Source organism: Pseudomonas sp. PB101 (assembly GCF_009764265.1).
Taxonomy (GTDB): domain Bacteria; phylum Pseudomonadota; class Gammaproteobacteria; order Pseudomonadales; family Pseudomonadaceae; genus Aquipseudomonas.
On record NZ_RWIR01000067.1, the window covers coordinates 1 to 23,426 of the forward strand.

At 59.3% G+C, this 23,426-nt stretch carries 20 protein-coding genes; 9 read left to right on the top strand and 11 right to left on the bottom strand.

The window, feature by feature from the left end; translation table 11 throughout:
• Positions 1-487 precede the first annotated feature (487 nt).
• Together EI969_RS20220 and EI969_RS20225 are read right to left on the bottom strand one after the other, a co-directional pair.
• Positions 488-2,692, bottom strand: coding sequence for an OsmC domain/YcaO domain-containing protein (locus EI969_RS20220; RefSeq protein WP_160389341.1), 2,205 nt, complete (start codon positions 2,690-2,692; stop codon positions 488-490).
• 77 nt (positions 2,693-2,769) lie between these two features.
• On the bottom strand, positions 2,770-3,648 hold the full coding sequence (locus tag EI969_RS20225) for a LysR family transcriptional regulator (protein ID WP_150715224.1): 879 nt from the start codon (positions 3,646-3,648) through the stop codon (positions 2,770-2,772).
• Between the two features lie 100 nt (positions 3,649-3,748).
• Between EI969_RS20225 and EI969_RS20230 the strand changes: the two genes are divergently transcribed.
• Entirely contained in the window at positions 3,749-5,140 is a 1,392-nt protein-coding gene (locus EI969_RS20230) for an aldehyde dehydrogenase family protein (RefSeq protein WP_160389342.1), read from the top strand.
• A 270-nt stretch (positions 5,141-5,410) separates the two neighbouring features.
• On the opposite strand, the gene EI969_RS20235 is transcribed toward EI969_RS20230, so the two are convergent.
• The 7 genes from EI969_RS20235 to EI969_RS20260 form a co-directional block, all read right to left on the bottom strand.
• Positions 5,411-5,929, bottom strand: coding sequence for a DUF3016 domain-containing protein (locus EI969_RS20235; RefSeq protein ID WP_160389432.1), 519 nt, complete (start codon positions 5,927-5,929; stop codon positions 5,411-5,413).
• A gap of 129 nt (positions 5,930-6,058) precedes the next feature.
• Positions 6,059-6,226, bottom strand: coding sequence for a hypothetical protein (locus EI969_RS30290; RefSeq protein ID WP_178120758.1), 168 nt, complete (start codon positions 6,224-6,226; stop codon positions 6,059-6,061).
• Between the two features lie 127 nt (positions 6,227-6,353).
• On the bottom strand, positions 6,354-7,679 hold the full coding sequence (locus EI969_RS20240; protein WP_160389343.1) for an MFS transporter: 1,326 nt from the start codon (positions 7,677-7,679) through the stop codon (positions 6,354-6,356).
• 129 nt (positions 7,680-7,808) lie between these two features.
• Positions 7,809-8,918 carry a CaiB/BaiF CoA-transferase family protein gene (locus tag EI969_RS20245; protein ID WP_160389344.1) on the bottom strand — a complete coding sequence of 370 codons (1,110 nt, stop codon included), beginning with the start codon at positions 8,916-8,918 and terminating at the stop codon, positions 7,809-7,811.
• Between the two features lie 92 nt (positions 8,919-9,010).
• On the bottom strand, positions 9,011-10,096 hold the full coding sequence (locus EI969_RS20250) for a Zn-dependent alcohol dehydrogenase (RefSeq protein WP_160389345.1): 1,086 nt from the start codon (positions 10,094-10,096) through the stop codon (positions 9,011-9,013).
• Between the two features lie 81 nt (positions 10,097-10,177).
• Positions 10,178-11,299, bottom strand: a complete 1,122-nt coding sequence (locus EI969_RS20255; RefSeq protein ID WP_160389346.1) for an acyl-CoA dehydrogenase family protein — start codon at positions 11,297-11,299, stop codon at positions 10,178-10,180.
• Entirely contained in the window at positions 11,296-12,438 is a 1,143-nt protein-coding gene (locus EI969_RS20260) for an acyl-CoA dehydrogenase family protein (protein WP_160389347.1), read from the bottom strand. Before EI969_RS20260 ends, EI969_RS20255 begins: the two co-directional genes overlap by 4 nt.
• Positions 12,439-12,580: 142 nt before the next feature.
• On the opposite strand from EI969_RS20260, the gene EI969_RS20265 reads away from it, so the two are divergent.
• The gene (locus EI969_RS20265) at positions 12,581-13,369 is read left to right on the top strand and encodes an enoyl-CoA hydratase/isomerase family protein (protein ID WP_160389348.1); all 789 of its coding nucleotides are present in this window, start codon (positions 12,581-12,583) and stop codon (positions 13,367-13,369) included.
• 10 nt (positions 13,370-13,379) lie between these two features.
• On the top strand, positions 13,380-14,027 hold the full coding sequence (locus EI969_RS20270) for a TetR/AcrR family transcriptional regulator (protein WP_160389349.1): 648 nt from the start codon (positions 13,380-13,382) through the stop codon (positions 14,025-14,027).
• Positions 14,028-14,084: 57 nt separating this feature from the next.
• Here EI969_RS20270 and EI969_RS20275 read toward each other — a convergent pair whose 3' ends face one another.
• Together EI969_RS20275 and EI969_RS20280 are read right to left on the bottom strand one after the other, a co-directional pair.
• On the bottom strand, positions 14,085-15,497 hold the full coding sequence (locus tag EI969_RS20275) for a coniferyl aldehyde dehydrogenase (protein ID WP_160389350.1): 1,413 nt from the start codon (positions 15,495-15,497) through the stop codon (positions 14,085-14,087).
• A gap of 78 nt (positions 15,498-15,575) precedes the next feature.
• Positions 15,576-17,213, bottom strand: coding sequence for a hypothetical protein (locus EI969_RS20280; protein WP_218575241.1), 1,638 nt, complete (start codon positions 17,211-17,213; stop codon positions 15,576-15,578).
• Between the two features lie 372 nt (positions 17,214-17,585).
• Here EI969_RS20280 and EI969_RS20285 point away from each other — a divergent pair, with 372 nt between their 5' ends.
• The 6 genes from EI969_RS20285 to EI969_RS20310 all read left to right on the top strand — a co-directional run bounded on the left by EI969_RS20285 (position 17,586) and on the right by EI969_RS20310 (position 23,403).
• Positions 17,586-18,725 carry an acyl-CoA dehydrogenase family protein gene (locus EI969_RS20285; protein ID WP_160389351.1) on the top strand — a complete coding sequence of 380 codons (1,140 nt, stop codon included), beginning with the start codon at positions 17,586-17,588 and terminating at the stop codon, positions 18,723-18,725.
• Positions 18,726-18,755: 30 nt separating this feature from the next.
• Positions 18,756-19,943 (top strand): lipid-transfer protein, encoded by a 1,188-nt coding sequence (locus tag EI969_RS20290; protein WP_160389352.1) that lies wholly within the window; start codon positions 18,756-18,758, stop codon positions 19,941-19,943.
• Between the two features lie 42 nt (positions 19,944-19,985).
• The gene (locus tag EI969_RS20295; protein ID WP_160389353.1) at positions 19,986-20,423 is read left to right on the top strand and encodes a MaoC family dehydratase N-terminal domain-containing protein; all 438 of its coding nucleotides are present in this window, start codon (positions 19,986-19,988) and stop codon (positions 20,421-20,423) included.
• A gap of 9 nt (positions 20,424-20,432) precedes the next feature.
• Positions 20,433-20,849 carry a MaoC family dehydratase gene (locus EI969_RS20300; protein ID WP_160389354.1) on the top strand — a complete coding sequence of 139 codons (417 nt, stop codon included), beginning with the start codon at positions 20,433-20,435 and terminating at the stop codon, positions 20,847-20,849.
• A gap of 31 nt (positions 20,850-20,880) precedes the next feature.
• Complete coding sequence (locus EI969_RS20305; RefSeq protein ID WP_160389355.1) at positions 20,881-21,711, top strand: SDR family NAD(P)-dependent oxidoreductase; 831 nt, start codon at positions 20,881-20,883, stop codon at positions 21,709-21,711.
• Positions 21,712-21,834: 123 nt separating this feature from the next.
• Positions 21,835-23,403, top strand: coding sequence for a long-chain-fatty-acid--CoA ligase (locus tag EI969_RS20310; protein WP_160389356.1), 1,569 nt, complete (start codon positions 21,835-21,837; stop codon positions 23,401-23,403).
• The last annotated feature ends 23 nt before the right edge of the window (positions 23,404-23,426 follow it).

The window sequence follows — 23,426 nt, forward strand, 5'->3', positions numbered from 1 at the left end:
TGGTTAAGATCTTTCGTCTCAACCGAGGCGCGCATTCTACAGCAGCCTCATTTGCTGTCAAGTGATTTTTTTCAGAAGTTTTCAAGGAATCCTTAACAACTTCAACCACTTGCGCTTCAGATCTCTCGTCAGCGGGAGGCGAATTCTACAGCGTTACACGCTGCTGTCAACACCTCTTTTTCAACTTCCTTTTGGCTTCGATGACCTGAAGCACCTGCTGTCGAAATCTACGTAACTCATTGTTTACCAAGGAGTTTTCCGTTTCGACTGCGCCGGAAGTGGGGCGAATTATAGACACCTGATATCTGCCGTCAAGCACTGATTCAGCTTTTCTATCAATGACTTGCAGAAAGGGCCAAAACGCCCAGAAGAAGGAGAAAAATGCTCCCTCTATATAGAAGGGCTTCCTCAATGGCAGCCACTGCCCGGGTCATCACCGACCGCCAAAAAACAAAAAAGCACTCAAGGTGCTTTTTTGTTATCGCTGTCAGCTGGACAAAGCCGCCACCCTCGCCCGCGCCATGTGCAGCTTCTTATAGCTGTCGATCAGGCGAAGGTGCCTGTCGAGGCCTTCCAGTTTCATGCTCGTCGGCGTCAGCCCGTAGAAACGTACACTGCCATCCACCGACCCAATCGCCGCGTCCATCCGCTCGTTACCAAACATCCGGCGGAAGTTGAATTCGTAGTCGCTCAGTTCCAGATCATCGTCCAGCTGCATTTCCAGCACTACGTTGACCGCTTGATAAAACAAGCCGCGTTCGACGGTGTTGTCGTTGTATTGCAAAAAGGCTTCCACCAGATCCTTCGCCTGATCAAACTTCTGCAAGGCGAGATAAATCAGCAGCCTCAGTTCCAGGATCGTCAACTTGCCCCAAGGCGTGTTGTCGTCGAACTCGATGCCGATCAAGGTGGTGATGTCGGTGTAGTCATCCAGCTCGCTGTTTTCCAAGCCCTTGGCCAGCGTTCTCAGGCCGACTTTGCTCAGGTTGTGCAGATTGAGGATGTCGGCGCGGAACTGCAGCGCCTTGTTGGTGTTATCCCAGATCAAATCTTCGACCGGGTAGATTTCCGAGTAGTCCGGCACCAGGATGCGGCAGGCCTTGGCACCGATGTGCTCATAGACCGCCATGTACACTTCTTTGCCCATGTCTTCGAGAATTCCGAACAAGGTCGCGGCCTCTTCGGCATTGGAGTTTTCCCCTTGACCGGAGAAATCCCACTCAACGAATTCGAAGTCCGCCTTGGCACTGAAGAAACGCCACGAAACCACGCCGCTGGAATCGATGAAGTGCTCAACGAAGTTGTTCGGCTCAGTCACCGCCTGACCTTCGAAGGTCGGCTGAGGCAGATCGTTCAGGCCTTCGAAGCTGCGACCTTGCAGCAGCTCTGTCAGGCTGCGCTCCAGCGCCACTTCCAGGCTCGGGTGCGCGCCGAACGAGGCAAACACGCCACCGGTACGCGGGTTCATCAAGGTCACGCACATCACCGGGAACTCCCCGCCCAGCGATGCGTCCTTGACCAGCACCGGGAAGCCCTGCTCTTCCAGGGCCTGGATACCGGCCAGGATGCCCGGGTATTTCGCCAGCACTTCCTGCGGTACATCCGGCAGGGCCATTTCGCCTTCGAGGATTTCGCGCTTGACCGCGCGCTCGAAGATTTCCGACAGGCACTGCACCTGCGCTTCGGCCAGCGTGTTGCCGGCGCTCATGCCATTGCTCAGGAACAGGTTTTCGATCAGGTTGGATGGGAAGTACACCACCTCATTGTCCGACTGGCGCACAAACGGCAGCGAACAAATGCCGCGCTGGGTGTTGCCGGAGTTGGTGTCGTACAGGTGCGAACCACGCAACTCGCCTTCCCGGTCGTAGACCTTCAGGCAGTACTCGTCGAGGATTTCAGTCGGCAGCTCGTCCTTCGGGCCAGGCTTGAACCAGCGCTCGTCCGGGTAATGCACAAACGCCGCATTGGCGATGTCCTCGCCCCAGAATTGATCGTTGTAGAAGAAGTTGCAGTTGAGCCGCTCGATGAACTCGCCCAGTGCCGATGCCAGCGCACCTTCCTTGGTCGCGCCTTTACCGTTGGTAAAACACATTGGCGAATGCGCATCGCGGATGTGCAGCGACCACACATTGGGAACGATATTGCGCCACGAAGCGATTTCAATCTTCATGCCCAGGTCGGCCAGGATGCCCGACATGTTGGCGATGGTTTGCTCCAGCGGCAGGTCCTTGCCCACGATGTAGGTGCCAGCTTCGCCAGTCGAGTGCGGCATCAGCAATGCCTGGGCATCGGCGTCGAGGTTGTCGACCTCTTCAATCACGAACTCAGGCCCGGTTTGCACCACCTTCTTTACCGTGCAACGGTCGATGGAACGCAAGATCCCCTGACGGTCCTTGGCGGAGATGTCCGCTGGCAATTCGACCTGAATCTTGAAAATCTGGTTGTAGCGGTTTTCCGGGTCAACGATGTTGTTCTGCGACAGGCGGATATTTTCGGTGGGGATATTGCGAGTCTCGCAATACAACTTCACGAAGTACGCCGCACACAACGCGGACGAAGCCAGGAAATAGTCGAACGGCCCCGGTGCCGAGCCATCGCCCTTGTAGCGAATCGGCTGGTCGGCAATCACCGTGAAGTCGTCGAACTTGGCCTCCAGTCGAAGGTTGTCGAGAAAGTTGACCTTGATTTCCATGTGCGATTACCAGAATAACGAGCTAAACAATTTGGCCGCCATTATCCGGTTTTTCAGCCCGGACCGTTAACTTTCCACTATTTATCGATCAACACGACACCGCGTTCCTCAAGCAAACGCACAAACATCGTCAGGCTCTGCGACACCGTCCCCCTGCGCCATACCAGCCAGGTGCGCAAATAACGGAAAGATTCCGACAATGGCCAGACACTGACCGTCGTGCACCCCGGCATGCTTTCGAGCATGCTGCGGGGCATCAACGCCAGGCCCGCACCCGCGCTGACGCAGGCCAGCATGCCGTGATAGGACTCCATTTCGAAGATCTTGCCGGGCACCGCCGCGCCATTGGCGAACCAGCTTTCGAAATGATGGCGATAGGAGCAGTTGGAGCGAAAGGCATAGATGTTTTCGCCATTCACATCCTTGGCCCGATGAATCGGCTCATGGTTGAGTGGTGCGATCAGGACCATTTCTTCCTCGAATGCCGGCACCCCCTCCAGTGCCGGATGCAACACCGGCCCATCGACAAATGCCGCGGCCAGCCGCCCCGACAGCACCCCGTCGATCATCGTCCCCGAGGGGCCGGTGGACAGGTCCAGTTCGACCTTGGCGTGCTTCTGGTTGTAGGCGGCCAACAGCTCTGGAATACGTACGGCTGCCGTACTTTCCAATGATCCCAAGGCGAATGCGCCTTGAGGCTCTTCGCCCGCCACCGTGGCGCGCGCCTCCTGAACCAGGTCGAGAATACGTCGAGCGTAATCCAGGAAGCTCCAGCCGGCTGGCGACAGGCGCAGGCGACTCTTCTCGCGGATAAACAGGTCCACCCCCAAGTCCAGCTCAAGCTGCTTGATCCTGGTGGTGAGATTCGATGGCACCCGGTGGATATGCTGGGCGGCCACGCTGATGCTGCCGTGCTCGGCGACAGCCTTGAAGATTTCGAGCTGAACCAGATCCAAGTCATTCTCCAAACGTGAACGTTATGCTCATTATTATTCAGTTTCCAGAAAACATATACCACCATAACCTGAGCACATTCCCACCTTGCAGGACGGTGCCATGACCCACGTATCCAGCCTTACCCATGCCATTTCGATCAACCCCACCACGGGCGAGCAGATCGGCCAGTACCCTTTCGAATCCGATTCGGCATTGCAGGCCACACTGACGCGGGCCACGACCGGATTCCGTGCCTGGCGCAGCAAACCGGTTGAGCAACGCGCGCAGCTTTTGATCAATCTTGCCCAGGCTTTGCGCAATAGCGCCGCAGCCATGGCAAACATGATCACCCTGGAAATGGGCAAGCCGATTGCCCAGGCACGCGGCGAAGTTGAAAAATGCGCGCAGCTCTGCGAGTGGTACGCCGAACACGGCCCCGCCATGCTGAGCCCCGAACCGACCCAGGTTGAAGGCGGCAAGGCACGCATCGAATATCGCCCCCTCGGCCCGATTCTCGCCGTCATGCCGTGGAACTTCCCCATCTGGCAGGTGCTGCGCGGCGCGGTCCCCACGCTGCTTGCGGGCAATACCTATGTGCTCAAGCACGCGCCAAACGTCATGGGCAGCGCATATTTGCTGCTCGAAGCCTTCAAGCAAGCGGACTTTCCCGAGGGTGTTTTCGAGGTCATCAACGTCACGCCCGAGGGCGTATCCAAAGCGATCGCCGATCCACGTATCGCAGCCGTCACCCTCACCGGCAGCGTCCGTGCAGGCATGGCGATCGGCGCTCAGGCCGGAGCAGCACTGAAGAAATGCGTATTGGAGCTGGGCGGCTCCGACCCGTTTATCGTGCTCGACGACGCGGATCTCGATGAGGCGGTAAAAGCCGCCATGATCGGGCGCTATCAAAACACCGGACAAGTCTGCGCCGCCGCCAAACGCCTGATTGTCGAGCAAGGCGTTGTCGAGGCATTTACCCGCAAGTTCGTCGAGGCCACCCGACAACTGGTCGTCGGCGATCCACTGGCCCCCACTACTTATATCGGCCCGATGGCTCGCTTCGATCTGCGCGATGAACTGGATCAACAGGTGCGCGACACACTGGAAGAAGGCGCAACATTGTTGATGGGCGGGAAGAAGGCCGAAGGACCCGGCAACTACTATGAGCCGACCGTACTCGGCGACGTGACCGACCAGATGACATCATTCAGACAGGAACTGTTTGGCCCCGTGGCCTCGATCATCACAGCCCGGGACGCAGCCCACGCGCTGGAGCTGGCCAATGACAGCGAGTTCGGCCTCACTGCCACTATCTATACGCGCAATGGCGAACTCGCCCAACAGATGGCCGGCGAACTTGAAACCGGCGGTGTGTTCATCAATGGCTACAGCGCCAGCGATCCGCGTGTCAGTTTTGGTGGCGTGAAGAAAAGTGGCTTTGGCCGCGAGCTCTCGCATTTCGGGGTGCGCGAATTCTGTAATGCACAGACGGTTTGGCTGGATCGGCGTTAAGCGCCGGTAGTGCTGCGGCTTTTCTCGTCTCAGTGACATGCTTTTCACGAAATTCTCACATCGTGGAGCGCAGATTGAACGAACAAAAGGATTTGACCCCCCGTGAAAAGCCCGCCATTGAGCGGGCTTTTTGCTGCCTGCTGCCTCGTCCTGAACAAAGGAGAAGCCGGCATGCCCCTGCCAGATGATCCTGCCCCGGCACGCCAGGTGCGAGCCTGAAGAAGAGTTTTTTCATTTCAGCCGAACGGTCGATTCAGAGCGCAGCCTGGTTCAATTCAACCCGCTCTGGTGCTGCCCGGCAAATTGTCTCCGGAACCAGTCCGAGAGCATGGCCTTCTCGGAGTAGAGCCTGTCACTTCTGCCGGCACGCCCCGGACGCTGGAGGTAGGACTGATCCATGACCCTCGCGTCAGCCTGGCTCACGGTCTGGCCGTTTTGTTTGAGCACGTAGTGCAGATCGATGCTCGGCCAGGTAATTTCGCGCATGAAGCGCACCTCATAGGCATTCAGTCGCCAGGGTTCGAAACGACCGGCCAGGTCAATGTTGCGTATTTCAATCTGCAACTGCTGGTCGGCTGGCAGGTACCGCTCACCAAGCTTCTGGATATAGCTGCGCAGTTCCTTCATGACATAAGGATCGGCGCCACGTTCATAACCCGGACTGTCCAGGCTGGCATCGCTGAATTTTTCGGGGTCCTTGAAGACGACTTCGACCGGCGCTGCGTTGGCAAGTGGCACCATAAACAGTGCGAGCAGTGCGATCGAGGTGCAGACGGCTGTTGAGCGCATGACATCACCTCCGGGTGCAGCGCATTTCCATGCCTGCTGCACCATGTTCAGTTTACGCCTGAAGTGCATGCCCGCTGCGTGCGATTCGAACTGAACAGCCATGCCATGAAACCGTTGGATTTTGCCGTGTCAGTCCTCTTGATCGATCTGATCCAGAAAATCAACGTCATCATCCTCTGCGTCTTCTTCGTCAAAAACTGCCTGGGCATCGTCTTCGACCCATGACTCGTCATCATGAAACTCATGATCGAGCAGGTGATCGTGCTCAGGCTCGGGAATATCTCGTTCTTCGCTCATGACTTACCGAAACAAAATTGAAAGAACGGACTGTATATGCAGATCCTTTCCCTCAGTCAACGATCACGAAACAACGATGCGCTCCCCGTTGATGGCCAGAGGCATCTATAGCGGAGCGTCAAAGACGTCATGCGCGCTTGAGCCCAAGTAAATGAATAGGCATGCAAACGATTAAAAGCCAGCACCCTAGAATGATGAGAGCGCCGACTGACAACAAGCCAGCACTCAAACTACCCGTTTCTGTCTTAATCCAACCCAGCAACGCCGCGGCACCGAAGCCCGCAACCCCTGCGCCGACACTGCTGATAAAGGCGATCCCGGTTGCTGCGGTATTCTTGCCAAGATAAGTGGGCGGGATAACCCAGAAAATTGACGAGGCCGAGTACACGCCTGCCGTAGCCACGCACAACATCACAACGGTTACCGGTGCGCCGAGATCTGGCAGGCTGAGCACGAAAAAGGCAACCGCAGCCGCGACGGACGGCACGACCACATGCCAACGACGTTCCAACATGCGATCGGAGTTGAGCCCAACCAAATACATGACGATGGTCGCCGTTGCAAACGGGAGCATCATCAAGATGCCGACGTGTTTGAGATCAGTCACCCCGGCGCTTTTGATTATCGACGGCCCCCAGATGCTGATCACTCCAGAACCTGCGCAAACCGCACAATAGACCAGTGCCAAAAGATAAACTCGCCTATCGCGCAGGGCGCTGAACAAACCGGAATGCCCGCTAGTAGTCTTGGCTGCCTGATCGCTTTCCAGATCCTGACGTATTAGCTCGCGTTCGGCCGGCGACAACCATTTGGCTTTTTGCGGCGTATCGTCGAGCACCCAAAACACTGTCAGACCGAGCAACACCGCCGGGATTGCTTCGATGATGAACAACGCCTGCCAGCCACGCAGGCCGTACAATCCATCGGCCTCGTGCATGATCCACCCCGACACCAGGCCGCCAAGCAAACCAGCGGTGGCTACCGCCATTAACAGGATCGAGCTGATGCGTCCGCGCCGCGCTGCCGGGAACCAATAGCTGAGATACAAAACAACACCGGGGAAGAAGCCGGCTTCGGCAGCGCCGAGGACAAAGCGTGCTACATACAGTTGCGTTGGTGTAGTTACCAGGCACGTCATTCCTGAAGCGATGCCCCAGATGATCATGATGCGGGTAAGCGTTGCACGTGCTCCGATCTTTTGCAGATACAGGTTACTTGGCACTTCGAACAATAAGTAGCTGATGTAAAAGAGTCCGGCGCCCAAGCCATACACCGCGTCAGAGAAACCCAGATCCTGAGTAAACTGCAACTTGGCATAGCCGATATTTGCGCGATCGATATAGTTGACGACATAACAAATAAAAAGGAACGGCAGAAGCCGGACAGTGACTTTGCGGTACAAGCGATCGGCATTCACAAACTCAAGAGGAGCAGCAGCGGTCAATACAGTCATGCAAAACCTCGATAGGTTATTATTATTGTGGGCATTATGAGTGCACTCGCTCAAACGACTTGAAGTTACGAGATATAAATCAAAGTACACGCAGCGCTCGGGCTGTGGCGAATGCCTGCCAGCGATGTTTCATAACCAAAGACCCTGGCTATTGGATTCAAGCGCCACCCTGACTTGTTCGGTATGTTCGCCACGCTTCGGTATTGTTCCCGGCCTGACTACCTGCCCATCGAAACGCGGTGCAGGGTGAGCCTGCAACATGCCGTCGCGCTCGAAGTACACATCCCTATTGACCATGTGAGGATGTCCGGATGACTCCTGCGGGCTGAGCACCGGAGCGAAGCACACGTCCGTCCCCTCGAGCAGCTCACGCCATTGCTCGCGTGTACGGCTGCTGAAGACTGTCTCGAAGGCCGAACGCATTTCTCCCCAACGACTGATGTCCCATTGCCGGGTGAAGCGAGGGTCGTCGACCAGCTCCAGCTTTTCCAGGAGTAGCGTATAGAACTGTGGCTCCATGGCCCCCAGGGAAATGTAATGGCCATCCGCGCAACGGTAAGTGCCATAGAAATGGGAGCTGTCATGCATGCTCTTGCCCCGCTGCTCCTGGATTCCGCCACGGGGTGCCATGGACATCAACAGCTGCATCATGTGCGCCGATCCATCGACGATGGCAGCATCGACCACGGTGCCTTTACCCGTAGTGCGCGCATTGAGAATGCCCGCCAGCAAGCCGATTGCCAGATAAAGGGCCCCACCGCCAATGTCGCCGATGAGTGTGATGGGCGAAGACGGCGCTTCGCCCTCAGTCCCGCAGTAATACATCGCCCCTGACAGCGAGATGTAGTTGTTGTCATGACCTGCCGCCCGAGCCATCGGGCCATTCTGACCCCAGCCCGTCATGCGCCCGTAAACCAGCGTCGGATTGCGCGCCAGCAGAACCTCCGGCCCCAACCCGAGACGTTCCATCACACCCGGGCGCATGCCTTCGATCAGCGCGTCCGCGCTTTCGATCAGCTTCAATACGGTCTCGCGCCCCTCGGGTGTTTTCAGGTCGGCTACCACCGAGCGCTTTCCACGATTCATCGCGTTTTTCGAAGCGTTCTTTTCGCCTGTAACAGAGACAGCCTCGACACGCTCGACAGCGATGACTTGCGCTCCCAGATCGGCCAGGTGCATGGCACAAAACGGCCCGGGACCGATGCCGCAGATTTCTACGATTTTGATGTCGCCAAGCATGGCTATCCTCTTCTCATCCTGTTGTGCATTGCCGGTCGGGGCCAGGGCTTACCGCGTCAGCGCGCAACCCCGCCGGACCATTCACCCGACACTCACTGGTCGAAGACAATCACCGAACGCGCCAGCTCGCCGCGACGCATCTCGTCGAAGGCGATATTGATGTCTTCGAGTTTGATGCGTTGAGAAATCATCTCGTCGAGTTTGAGCCGACCCTGCATATAGAAATCGGTCAGGCTCGGCAGATCGACCGGAAAACGGTTCGAACCCATGATCGACCCTTGGATGCGGCGGGCCTGCAGAAGCTGGAAAGGGTCGAGCTCAAGCTTGGTTCCCGGTTTCATCATGCCGATGATCGTCGCGCAGCCACCGCGTTTGAGCATGCCGAATGCCTGCTCGGCCGTCTGCTTGAGGCCGATACACTCGAATGAGTGATCGACGCCGCCTCTGGTCAGCTCGATGACCTGTTGCACCGTATCGCCATTCTTCGCATTGATGACATCGGTGGCGCCAAACTGCCTGGCCAGTTCCAGCTTCGAATCAAGCATGTCGATGGCAATGATGCGGCCGGCACCGGCCAGTACCGCACCATTGATCGCAGCCAGGCCGATGCCGCCACACCCCAGTACCGCCACGGTTTCGCCCGGGCGCACTTTGGCGGTGTTGAACACCGCGCCGGTGCCTGTAGTAACAGCGCAACCGAGCAGCGCGGCGCGGTCGAGCGGCATGTCACGGCGGATGGCGACCAGCGCATGTTCATGAACCAGCATCTGTTCAGCGTAGGCCGACAGGTTGGCAAATTGCGGCATGGGCTTTTGCACGTAGGTCAGGCGTGGCTCGTCGCCCTTGCCGCGGCGGGTTTCCGGCGATACGCACAGCGACAAGTGGCCAGTGACGCAATGGGCGCAATGGCCGCAGTAGACCGACAGGCACGTGACCACATGATCACCCGGCTTGACAGTACGGACGTCCGAGCCCACCTGTTCGACGATACCGGCTGCCTCGTGGCCGAGCACCACGGGGGCCGGATGCGGATACATCCCGTCGACGACATGCAGGTCCGAGTGACAGACACCTACAGCGACAGTGCGCACCAGGACTTCACGTGGACCCGGTTTGCTGATCCCGACGTCCTCGATGGTCAAAGGGGAACCCGGCGTGTGAAATACGGCTGCTTTCATGATTTACCTCGATGAAAATTGTTGTTTTTGTTTTGGTTACGCAAGCGCTCAGGCTGCCCTGGCGATGAACAGGCTGGATTTTCACAAGCTTCGATCGGTCAGCCCTGCCCAGAAGCCCTCGGAACCCGCGGCAATTGCCGCCTGCCCCAGCACCTTGGCCCAATGTGCATCGCTACCGAACTCATCTCGCCAGGACCAAAGGCGACGCGTGGCGAAATGCAGAGTGTGTTCATGGGTAAAGCCGATAGCGCCGTGCACCTGATGCGCCACCGAAGCGGCCAGCGTCGCGGCTTCACCGGTACACACCTTGGCTACGGCGATGTCGAACGCCAGGGTGTGGTGGTTTCCGGCTGTGCCGAGGAACAGCTCGCTCGCACTTCGCAAGGCAACTTGCACAGCCATGCGCGCTGCCCCAGTGGCACCGGCCATCTGTGCCAGGTATTGCTGCAGCACCTGTTGCTTGCCGATCGGCTTGCCGAATTGCACACGTTCATTGGCATACATCACTGCTTTGTCGACGACCGCTTCAAGCGTGCCAACCAGCGTGCAAGCGCGCACCAATGCACCGAGATGCCATACCGGCTCGTGCAGATCGGCCAGTTGTAATTGACCGATGGCCTGACAGCTGGCGTTGACGAAAACCAACGTGTCGCGCTCTTCATCGGCAACATTGCTACCGGCTGCCAAAGTAATGGCCGTCTGACGCAAGTCGACCAGCGCCAGGCGCTGGCCATCGGCAACGACGGCCCAGCGACAACTGCGTGCCCACGGCACATTGACGGCTCGGCCGTCGAGGCGTGCGCTGTCTTTATCCAGTCGCAGATCGCCCAGGCGACCGGCCTGAACCAGGGTGATCGGACCTTCCGGCACTTCCATCCCGGCGTGTGCGAGCAGCGCTGCACCGAGCATGGTTTCAGCCAGGGGCAAAGGCGCCTGCCAATAGCCGATGGCGTGCAGAACCGGGCTGGCGTCCAGCCAATTGGCACCGCTCCCACCTGCGGCTTCCGCTACCAGCGCGCCGGGCAAGCCGTTGTCGACGACCATCTGCCATAGCGACTCGGCCCGGTGGCCGTCATCAAAGCGTTCGAGCAATTCTCGGGTGACTTGTTTGGCGAACAGACGCTGGACGCTGTCGGCGATCATGGTTTGCATTTCTGAAGGGACGCCGTCGTCCACACCCTGGTGATTGATTGTTGTATTCATCGCAGTCCAAGACCTCCGGCGATAATGCCGCGCAGAATTTCACGAGTACCGCCACGCAACGAAAAGGACGGCGCACTCTGAGTCAGGAAGCGCATCACCTGATCGAGATCGGAACCGGGCTCACGCTGATCACCGAACAGATCGTGAGCCACGTCCGGAATGGCCTGTTCGAGCAAGGCACCCTGGTCCTTGACCACCGTCGCCGGGATCGCCGGATTTTCTCCACGGGCGAGCATGCCGGCGACACCCAGCGACATCTGCCGCAACGTGGCATAGCGTGCCGCCAGACGGCCGAGACTCACCGCATGCCGAGTGTCTTGCGGGTCGGCCTCGTCGAGCATCGCCAGATACAGCTGGGTGCTACTCAGGTAACGCTCGGGACCGCTGCGCTCCAAGGCCAATTCCGCAGTGACCTGCAGCCAGCCATTGCCCAACTCGCCAATGACGAAATCATCGGGAACGAAGACGTTTTCCAGGAAGACTTCATTGAAGTCATGCTCGCCGAGCATGTTGTAGATCGGGCGGACGGTCACGCCGGGGGCCTTGAAGTCGATGAGCAGTTGCGACAAACCGGCGCGGCGATTGCCCTCCTCCTTCGGCCCGGTGCGCAGCAGCGTGATCATGTAGTGGGCCAGATGAGCGCCCGAGGTCCAGACCTTGCTGCCGTTGACGATCCAGCCGCCATCGGTTTTTTCCGCACGGGTGCGCACAGCCGCCAGATCGGAACCGACGTCGGGCTCACTCATGCCGATCGCCAGAAGCGTTTCACCGCGGGTGATGCCCGGGACGATCTGCGGGGCCAAGACGTCCGGAGAAAACTTGATCAGCAACGGACCGCTCTGGCGTTCGGCCACCCAGTGCGCGCCAACCGGCGCACCTGCTGCCAGCAGTTCTTCCAGAACCACGTAACGTTCCAGCGCACTGCGCTCGTGGCCGCCGTAACGCTTGGGCCAGGTCATGCCCAGCCAACCGCGCTCGCCGAGCTTGCGGGTGAACTCCGGCACAAGACCGACGAGCCCTTTGGCGCGCTCGGCAGGCGAATAGTGCTTGAGCTCTTCAGCAAGAAAAGTACGGACTTCTGCACGCAACACCTGCGTCTTGGCGTCCAGCCTACAAGGCCTGATATCGAGTGCCTGCATGATTTGTGCTCTTTGAATTTTAGGGACAGGCGACCAAAGTCGCTTGTTGGCTGACCAACAAGCGAATAAGCTATCAGCATTCCTGTAAAGGGATCAAGCGCCATCGATCCAGTCTGTTTTCCCGTCCCATTCGGAGCATCTGATGACTACCCTCGCCTCCTTCACTCCCGGCCGTGGCTTGACCCTTGAACTGCAAGGACACATCGCCACGCTCGAATTCAGCCGTCCGCCGCTGAACTTCTTCGATCAGGAACTGATCATGGATCTGCTCGCCGCACTGGAGTATCTGGACCAGTTGCCGACCTGCCGCGTCGTTATCCTGCAAGCCGAAGGAAAGACGTTCTGTGCAGGTGCTGACTTCAGTGGATTGGCGCAGACCGGTGAAAAAATCCGTCCTCGTCAGCTGTACAAACACGCCGTGGGCCTGTTCCGCACGGCCAAGCCATTGATCGTCGTGGTAGAGGGTGCCGCCATCGGTGGAGGCCTGGGCCTGGCACTGGTCGGCGACTACCGCGTCACCAGCGAGAAGGCCCGCTTTTCTGCCAATTTCAATCGCCTTGGCATGCACCAGGGCTTCGGCATTTCTGTTACGCTGCCACGCGTCGTTGGCCTCCAGATGGCGTCTCTGTTGATCGCCACCGGCCGTCGTATCGATGGCGCAGAAGCCGTCCGTATCGGCCTGGCGGATGTACTTGCGGCGCCTGGCGAAGAACGTCAGGCTGCTCGCGCCCTGGCTGAAGACATCGCCCTGAGCGCACCCCTTGCCGTCATGTCGAGCCGCCAGACGCTACGTGCCGGCCTGGCAGACTCAGTGGATGCAATCATCGACCGCGAGGCCACCGAGCAAGAGTGGCAGGTCCTCACCAGCGATTTTGCCGAGGGCAACAAGGCGATGCGCGAGCGTCGCGTTCCTGAATTCACCGGTAATTGATCATTCGCCTATGGACACTCCCGACCAAAGCCCCCCCAACACCACCCGTCGATCCAAGGTGGAAATGCGCGCCCAGGCGGAACACTGCATGTTGGAGGCGGCACGCCAGATCGTCGCGCGCAAAGGCTGGATTGGCCTCACCCTGGCCGAGGTCGGTCTGCAAGCCGGTTACAGTCGCGGCCTGGCAGCGCATCACTTCGGTACCAAGGCTGGCCTGCTACGGGCTTTGGCCGGGTTCGTGAATACCAGGTTCATGGATGTCGTCGAGGACAAGGCGCCCCGACGCGAGCCGGGACTGGACACCTTGCTCGGCTACATCGATGCGTACTTCCTGCGCGACGACGCCGAATGGACCAACGCCCGCGCTTTGCTCGCCTTGATGGCAGAGGGCGTGACGGTGGAGTCGGAATCCGCAGCGATACTGGCCGAGTACAACAACTCCGTACGGATGACCCTCGCCAAACAGATCGAAATCGGCATCGGCAATGGCGAGATCCATGCCGACAACGATCCGTTGACAGCTGCCACCGTGCTGATTGGCACGATGCGCGGCATGATGCTCCAGTTGCTGCTCGATCCATCGACGGCTGACTCGGCGCTGCTGCATAAGCAACTGCTTCGACTGATCAAGACCCTGCTGACCTCGCCCTGCGATTAAATCGCGGCAATAAAAAAGCGCCCACCGGTTCTCACCTGTGGGCGCTATCCATCCAGACTATCGCTTGATCATCGCATCCACCATCTGCCGCACCTGCTCGGTGAAGGGTGGCCGGGTGATGTCCGGTCCGTCTGCGGCGCGCAGTACCGGCTTCGGATGACTGAAGGTGACAAAGCCCTGGTGCCCCAGGTAACTGCCCATACCGCTGTTGCCAACCCCGCCGAAAGGCAGACTATCGACACTGGCGTGCAGGGCCACGTTATTGATCGTCACTCCACCCGAAACGGTGCGTTCAAGGACAAATTTTTCCTCGGCCGCATCGCTGCCGAAGTAGTACAGCCCCAGCGGACGCGGATGAGCGTTGATGTAGGCAACCACCTCACGCATGTCCTTGTAAGGCTTGATCGGCAACAGCGGCCCGAAAATCTCGTCCTGCATGATCTTCAGTTCGTCACCCGGATCGCACAGCAAGGTCGGGATCATCTTGTGATGTGGCTGATCGGCGAAATCCTCCTGGGCCGGATTCAACTCGATCAACTCGACGCCAGCCGCACGGGCCTCCTCAAGGTAGCCCAGCAGGCGTTCGTAGTGGCGGGTGTTGATGACCGAGGTGTAATCCGGATTGTCCTTGAGGCTCGGATAACATTTGGCGACCGCCGCCTTGGCATGTTCGATGAATTCCTCCATCGACTCTTCGGGAACAAACACGTGATCCGGCGCAAGGCAGACCTGGCCGGCATTCAATAGCTTGCCCGCCATGATCTTGCTCGCCGCTGCCTTGAGGTCAGCGGAACGGGAAACGATGGCTGGAGACTTTCCACCCAGCTCCAGAGTGACCGGCACCAGGTTCTCGGCAGCGGCACGCATCACATGCTTGCCAACGCTGCTCGCTCCAGTGAACAGCAGATGGTCGAACGGCAAACTGCAGAACGCCTGGCCAACCTGCGCGTCGCCGGTGACGATGGCGATCTCGTCCTCGGCGAAGGTGGCGCTGAACATCCGTTGCATCAACTCGGAACACCCGGGGTTCAATTCCGAGACTTTGACCATCGCCCGGTTACCGGCGGAAAGCGCACTGGCCAACCCCTGGATGACCATGCCCACCGGAAAATTCCAGGCAGTAACAATACCCACCACGCCCAGCGGCTGATACTGAATCCAGGCCTCGCCACGGTCGGCGGCGCGCTGCTCGGGTTGCATCCACTCAGCAATCCTGGCCCTGGTTTTCTTCAAAGACGACAGCGGGCCCAACAAGTCGATGATGCGCGTCAGGTCGTGGCTGCGATGACCGAAGTCGGCCGCCGTCGCCTCAACGATTTCCTGCTTGTACTCGACCAGCATGCCGATCAGACGATCGAACAATTCACAGCGTTGCTCGGCGGTCCAGATGTCATTCGACAGATAAGCCGTGCGCTGCATGGCGAGGATTCCACGCATGCGCACCACTTCGGGTTGTTCGATCTTGCTCATTGGAGGGTTTACCTTCTCATTGTGGGTTGTTGCGACCCTGCAGGTCGGCGCGGGACACGGGCCCCGCGCCGCTGTCGGTCAATCGAGTTTTTTCATCCTGGTGGTGTCCAGACGGACCAGGCCGAAGGCCATGCCGTACTGAATCGCACCGGATTCGTTGACCTTGATCGCCGAGTACATGCCGTTGAAACGCGGATCGCTGCCGGTATGGATCTTCAACACGGTGTCGCCGCTGTCGAGGTCCATGCCGATGTGGTAACGGTCGTTCCAGTCGCGGGTGAAGTAACCATCAATGATCGCCATCCGGCCGCCGCCACTGATCATCGGCACCGTCGATATCGACGATACGTCGTTGCGCATCCACAACTGTTTCCACGCGTCGCTCTTCTGGTCCCACTTCAGCATGGCAACACCTTTCGGCCCCGGACGCGTGGCGCCGTTGAGCATGCTCACGTAGTAGTTGTCACGCGCCAGGTAAGGGGCATCCTTGCTGATGATGTTGTTGACCACGAAGGCATAGTCGCCATAGGTCGACACCGATTGCTCGGACTGCACGGTTTCCACGTCGGCGCCCATGTCCACTTGCTGCTGGTCAGCGATGCGTGCCGACAGCGTGCCGGGTTTCTGCTTCCAGCCAGCCGGCAACTGGTCGCGCCAGAAGGCCACCAGGCGCATTTTCTGCGCGCCGTCGGTGATCACCACGAGTTTGTCTTCGTCCGGCCCGAAGCCCATCAGCGTCGGTGTCGACCCCGTACCGTCAGCGACTTTCAAGGCGGAGATACGGATGCCACGGTCATAGGCCGCTTTCCAGGCACCACTGGCTTCGTCGCTGTGAATCTTGCCCTTGGCATCGACCACCAGGCGGTACATGTTCTGGTTTGAAGCGACATAGACCGCCCCGCCACCCGCCTCATCGCCATTGGCAAAGCCATTGAGGAACAATTCGTCCGCGCCATCGACGGCGTAGGTGTCGACGATCTCGAGGGTTTTCGGGTCGAGGGTGATGACCTTGCCGCCGACGGTGTTGAGCACCAGATAGCCATTGAAGGTCATGCCCATGCCGAAGTTGAAATCGACCGGAAAATCGGTGCCACGCTTGACCTTTTCGTTGTCGTACAGCGATTCCGGCAGCACACGCACCAGCGGTGTGCCCATGCCCGAGTCAGGCTTTTTCGGATCGAGTTGGTCGACACGGAAAATCTGCCGGCCACCGGCACCGATGAAGGCATCTTCGCGGGTCAACATCGAATAGAGGGCGCCGCCACGCAACTGATCGTTGATGCTGCTGATCATTCGGTTCGGCTGCCCGCGCATATAGTCGAGCAAACCCTGCTCGTCCTTGTTGTCGAGCAATCGTTTGACATCCTGAGTCTGCTTCAAACGTTGATCGTCGCTGACCTTTTCGAAATCGGGCAACTTCAGCGGCATTTCGCTGCGCGCCACTTCAACCAGCTTGCCATCGACCTTGTTGTACTTGCGCAAGCCAAGGCCGGACCACCACCACGTGACCATGGTGTCACCGACCTTGTCGACGAAATGCGGCATGCCGCCCGCATCGCTGGGCAGGTACGTCACCGACTCCGGTGTCAGCTCGTAGGAACCACGCGGCACCGCAATCTCGGTGCTGTCTGTCTGCGCGCTGTTCCAATGGGCCTGGTTGCTGAAGGTCTGGGCCAGATAAGGGTTCATCGGCGGGGCAGACTGGGCAGCCGCCATGACAGACACACCTGCCAGTGCCAGGCCCGCGCCCAACCGTGCGAGGCGAAGCTTTGTGATTGTTATGCTTCTCATTGTGCAACTCCTTGAAGGAATGAACTCGGTGCCAAGGCGCTAAACGCGCTGGAGCAACACCTGCGACGCAGAGCCTACGAAGCCCCGGTCACTCACTCCCCCCCCCACGATGAGTAGGTCACCGCCGATAGCCAGTCGGTAAGCCACCACCGTGAATTCCCGCAACTTTCATCCCCCCCCACCGTGGGGAGGGATACCGCGACAGCCGCCCCGGCAGCATTCCTCCAGTCCCTCGGACACATGGCTCACCCCCCCAGGAGTCGCCTGCCGATCCTTTTACAGACACTGGAGTCCGTAATGCACATTCAACGATCCATCTTTCGCGAAGACCATGAAATGTTCCGCGAAACCGCCCGCCGCTTCTTCGACCGCGAATGCGTGCCACGTCAGGCCGAATGGGACGAGGCCGGCAAGGTCGACCGTCAGACCTGGCTCAAGGCCGGCCGCGAAGGTTTGTTGTGCTCCATGGTCCCTGCGGTGTATGGCGGTGGCGGCGGAGACTTCGGCCACGCGACAGTCATCAATGAAGAAATGCACCGAGCCGGCGTGTCTGGCGTCAGTTTCGGCCTGCACTCGGACATCATTGCGATGTACATCGTGCGTTTCGGTACCGAAGAGCAAAAGCATCGCTGGCTGCCGAGCATCTGCAGTGGCGAAACCATCCTCGCCCTCGGCATGACCGAGCCGGGCAGCGGCAGTGACCTGAAAGCTGCACGCACCACCGCAATCCGTGATGGCGACGAATACGTCATCAATGGCAGCAAGACCTTTATTAGCAATGGCCTGAACTGCGACATGGTCCTGCTGGCCTGTCGGACCGACCTGACGGCGGGTTCCAAGGGAATCAGCCTGATCATGGTGGAAACCAGTCGCGAAGGCTTCCGTCGAGGCCGCAAGCTCGACAAGGTCGGCCAGCGCGCTTCCGACACCGCGGAGATGTTTTTCGACGATGTGCGCGTACCCGTCGGCAACCTGCTGGGCGAGGAAGGCAAAGGCTTCGCCTACATGATGCAGGAGCTGCCACAGGAACGGCTGGGTATCGCCATCTATGCCGCCATTCACCTGGAGCGTCTGCTTGACCTGACCATCGAGTACGTCAAGGAGCGCAAGGCCTTCGGCCACTCGGTGTGGGATTTCCAGAACACCAAATTCAAACTCGCCGATGCCAAGGCCGCCTCAGTCGCGGTACGCACCATGATCGACTACTACATCAGCGAGCACATGCGCCGCAAGTTGACCGTGGAAGAGGCCGCCATCGCCAAGCTGTTCGCCACCGAGACCCTGTGGAAGCACCTGGATGACATGGTCCAGTTGCACGGTGGTTACGGCTACATGCTCGAGTATCCGATTGCCCGCGCCTTTGTCGACCTGCGCATATCCCGGGTCTTCGGTGGCACCAACGAAGTCCAGCGCGACCTGATCGCTCGCAAGCTGTAAATCTCCTCCTCTTCTACCGAGACCAAAGACATGAGCGGAAAAGTTATCGTTGCCGGCGTCGGCATGATTCCATTCAGCAAGCCGGGCGCAAGCCCGACTTACACCGAAATGGGTGCCGAGGCCTTGCGCCTTGCGCTGAAGGACGCGGGGATTGGCTACGACAAGATCCAGATGGCCTTCACCGGCTACGTGTTCGGCGACTCCACCAGTGGCCAGACCGCCCTCTACGAGGTCGGCCTGACCGGTATTCCGGTGGTCAACGTCAACAACAACTGCTCCACCGGTTCTACTGCCCTGTATCTCGCCCGCGCCGCCGTGGCCAGCGGTCAGGTCGAGTGCGCCCTGGCGTTGGGCTTCGAGCAGATGCAGGCCGGCGCGCTGAGGTCCCATTGGGATGACCGTCCCCGCCCCCGCGCACGCTTCCTGCACGTACTCGAATCGCTGACCGCCGATGCCGCGGACATCCCTCAAGCCTTGCGTGGTTTCGGCGGCGCCGGTCGCGAGCACATGCAACGCTACGGCACCTCGATGGAGGCCTTCGCCGCGATCCGCGCCAAGGCCAGCCGCCACGCGGCCAACAACCCGCTGGCGCTGTTCAAAAATGTGGTGACCACCGAAGAAGTGATGAACGACAAAGTCATCTGGCCCGGCGTCATGACCCGCCTGATGGCATGCCCGCCAACCTGCGGTGGCGCTGCTGCGATTGTCTGCAGCGAAGCCTTCGCCAAAAAACACGGCCTGCGCACTGACGTGGCGATCCTCGCCCAGTCGATGACCACGGACTCGGTTGTGTCTTTCGATCCACCGTCGATGATCAGCTTCGCCGGTTTTCACATGGCTCAGGCGGCTGCCAACCAGGTCTACGAACAAGCCGGTATCGGCCCTGAGGATATCCGCGTGGTCGAGCTGCACGACTGCTTCGCCCACAACGAACTGCTGACCTATGAAGCCCTGGGTTTATGCCCGGTCGGCGAGGCTGAACGTTTCATCCTCGATGGCGACAACACCTACGGCGGCCAGGTCGTGACCAACCCCTCCGGCGGTCTGCTTTCCAAGGGCCACCCGCTGGGCGCAACCGGCCTTGCCCAATGCTATGAGCTGACCCATCAGCTGCGCGGCACCGCCGACAAGCGCCAGGTGGACGGTGTGCAAATCGCCATGCAACACAACCTGGGTCTGGGCGGCGCCTGTGTCGTCACGCTGTTTGGTAAAAACTGATCGCCCTGTTCAGGCGCGTTTTCACATAGGAGCCAAGTGAACATGGCAGACAAAAATCTGATCGGGCACAAAATCGGCGCGTACAGCGTCGACGTTGAAAAGGGTCGCCTGCGCTTCTTCGCCAAGGCCATCGGCGAAACCGATCCGGTCTATACCGACGAAGCCGCCGCGAAGGCCGCCGGCCATAAGTCATTGCCGGTCCCGCCCACTTTCCTCAAGTGTCTGGAAAGCGAAGGCCGCGATGTGGTGGAACTGCTCAACCTGGTCGGCTTCGACCTTGGCCGGGTTCTTCACGCCGAGCAGTCCTTCGTCTATCACTCGATGGCCTACGCGGGAGACGTGCTGACGTTCCACGGCTTCATCTCCGACCTCTACGAAAAGAAAGGTGGCGCCCTGCAATTCGTGGTCATGGAGGCACGAGTAACCAATCAGGATGGCGAGCACATCGCCGATATCCGCTCCTCTCTTGTGCAGCGCTAAGGAGTCGTCATGAGCGTTCGATTTTCCGATATCCAGGTCGGTGACGAGATCCCGCTGCTCAAGCTGCAGCCGGTCAACCGCACCACCCTCGCCTTGTACTGCGGCGCTTCAGGTGATCACAACCCGATCCACGTCGACCTCGACTTCGCCCGCAAGTCGCGGATGGATGATGTGTTCGCCCACGGCATGTTGTCCGCGGCGTACTTCGGTCGCCTGCTGACCGCCTGGGTGCCGCAAAGCCAGGTGCGCAGCCTATCGGTTCGTTTCACTGGAATCACTCATCTCGGCCACATCCCGACCTGTACCGGCAAGGTCGTCGAGAAGTTCATCGATGCCGGCGAGCAGCGTGTGCGCCTGGCGCTTCGCTGCGCCAATCAGTACGGCGAAGAGAAGCTGGCCGGCGAAGCCGTTGTCGCCCTCGCCTGATAGTTCAACCCACAGCCCAAGGAACAATCCAATGAAAAAGCTTGAAGGTAAAGTCGCCCTGGTCACCGGTTCCGGTCGTGGTATCGGTCGTAGCGTTGCTCTGCAACTGGCTGCCTATGGCGCCAAAGTGGTGATCAACGATCTGGACTCGGCACCGGCCGAAGAAGTCGTGGCTGAAATTCGCCAGGCCGGTGGTGAAGCCGTTGCTTGCGTCGGCAGCGTGACTGCCGCCGATTTCGCTGAGCGTTTCGTACAGACCGCCGTGCAGAGCTACGGTGGCATCGACATCATCATCAACAACGCCGGATACACCTGGGACAACGTCATCCAGAAAATGACCGACGAACAGTGGTACGCGATCATCGACTGCCACCTGACCGCACCGTTCCGCATTCTGCGTGCGGCCCAGCCGATCATCAGCGCCCAAGCCAAGAAAGACGCCGCCGAAGGCCGCGAAGTGTTCCGCAAAATCGTCAACATTTCCTCCGTGGCCGCTGGCGGTAACGCCGGTCAGTCCAACTACTCCGCCGCCAAGGCCGGGACCATTGGCATGACCAAGACCCTGGCCAAGGAGTGGGGGCGCCTGAAGGTCAATGTCAACGCCGTGGCATTTGGTTTCATCGATACCCGACTGACCCAGGCGCTGGCTGGCGACGAGAGCAAGACCATCAACATTGAAGGTCGTGAAATAAAGGTCGGCGTTCAACAGGAACGCATCGATACCGCCAGCTCTGCCATTCCCCTGGGACGCCCCGGCACGGCCGAAGAAGCGGCCGGTTCGGTGGTGATGCTGTGCCTGCCGGAAGCCAACTACGTCACCGGCCAGGCCCTGGTCTGCGGCGGTGGCTACGGCAACCTCTGACGGCCGTTCGTCTCCCCGGGCACTCTTCCCTCCCACGGTTGGAAGAATGCCCGGACAATGAGATCACGGCCTGCAGACCACCTCGCAAGTGGACTCCCTACAAAAACAATATTGGAGGTTTTGATGTACATGACCCAAGGGCTGCAGCGCCATCGGCAGCAGCGCCCCAATGCCACGGCAATTCGTTATCAGGGCCGCAGTGTGACTTTCGCCCAGTTGGGTGATCGCGTTGCTCGGCTGGCTGGCGCGCTCAAACGCCTGGGCGTGGCCAGTGGCGAGCGTGTAGCGATGCTCTCGCTCAACTCCCAGCGCTACATCGAGTACTACCAGGCAGTACCGTGGGCCGATGCCGTGCTCAATCCGGTCAACATCCGCTGGAGCGCAGCAGAAATCGTCTACTCCCTGGATGACTCGCAAACCTGCGTGCTGATCGTCGATGACGCCTTCCAGAAACTGGGGACCCAGGTGGCTGTCGAGGCCAAGAGCATCCGCTTGGTGATTTATGCCGGCGACGGTGAAACGCCCGAGGGCATGCTCAACTACGAGGCCCTGATCGCCGAGAATGAGCCGGTGGAAGACGCGCACCGTTGTGGCGATTCCCTTCTCGGAATCTTCTACACCGGCGGCACCACCGGTTTCCCCAAGGGCGTGATGCTCAGCCATAACAACATCGGCATCTCCGCCCTCGCCAACCAGGATCGTGTGGGCTACGGCGCACAGACGCGCTACCTGCATGCCATGCCAATGTTCCATCTGGCCGACCTGGCTGCGATGGTCGTGCTGTTCCTCAGCGGTGGCATGCATATCGTGCTGCCCGCCTTCAAAGCGCAAGAGGTCATCGAACAGATCAGCCGGGAGCAAGCCACCGACACCTTTCTAGCGCCGACCATGCTGCAGATGATCCTCGACTGGCACCAGGCAAACCCAACCCATGCGGCACTGGACCTGAGCTCGCTTCGGGAAATCACCTACGGCGCCTCGCCGATTACTCCTGTCCTGCTCGCGCGTGCCCGTCAGACCTTCCCAGCAGCCCAGTTCGCGCAAGGCTATGGCATGACCGAAATGGCCCCCGGCATCACCATGCTGGGCGCCGAGTACCACAGCGAGGAACATCAGCGCAGCGGCAAGATGTACTCAGCCGGGCTGCCCATCAGCTGCGTGGAAATCCGCATTGCCGATACCGAGGATCGCGAAGTGCCCCGTGGCACGGTCGGCGAAATCCTGGTGCGTGGCCCCAACGTCATGCTGGGTTACTGGAACAAACCGGAAGCCACCGCCGAAGCGCTTCGCGGCGGCTGGATGCATACCGGTGACGGCGGCTACATGGACGACGATGGCTTCATCTACATCTGCGACCGTCTCAAGGACATGATCGTCAGCGGTGGCGAGAACATCTTCACCGCCGAAGTCGAGAACGCCCTTGTCAGCCACCCGGCCATTGCCCAAGCGGCTGTGATTGGTATTCCCTGCGCTAAATGGGGGGAGACAGTGCATGCGGTGATCATCCTCAAGCCTGGTGCCAGCGTTGCCGAAGATGAAGTGGTTGCCCATTGTCGGAAAATGATTGCCGGCTACAAGGTGCCCCGCAGCATCGAGTTTCGCGCTTCCTTGCCGATGTCCAGCGTCGGCAAGGTACTGAAAAACGAACTGCGCAAACCGTTCTGGGAAAACCGTCTGAGCAACGTCAACTGACGTTCGATACCTGTAGGAGCGTC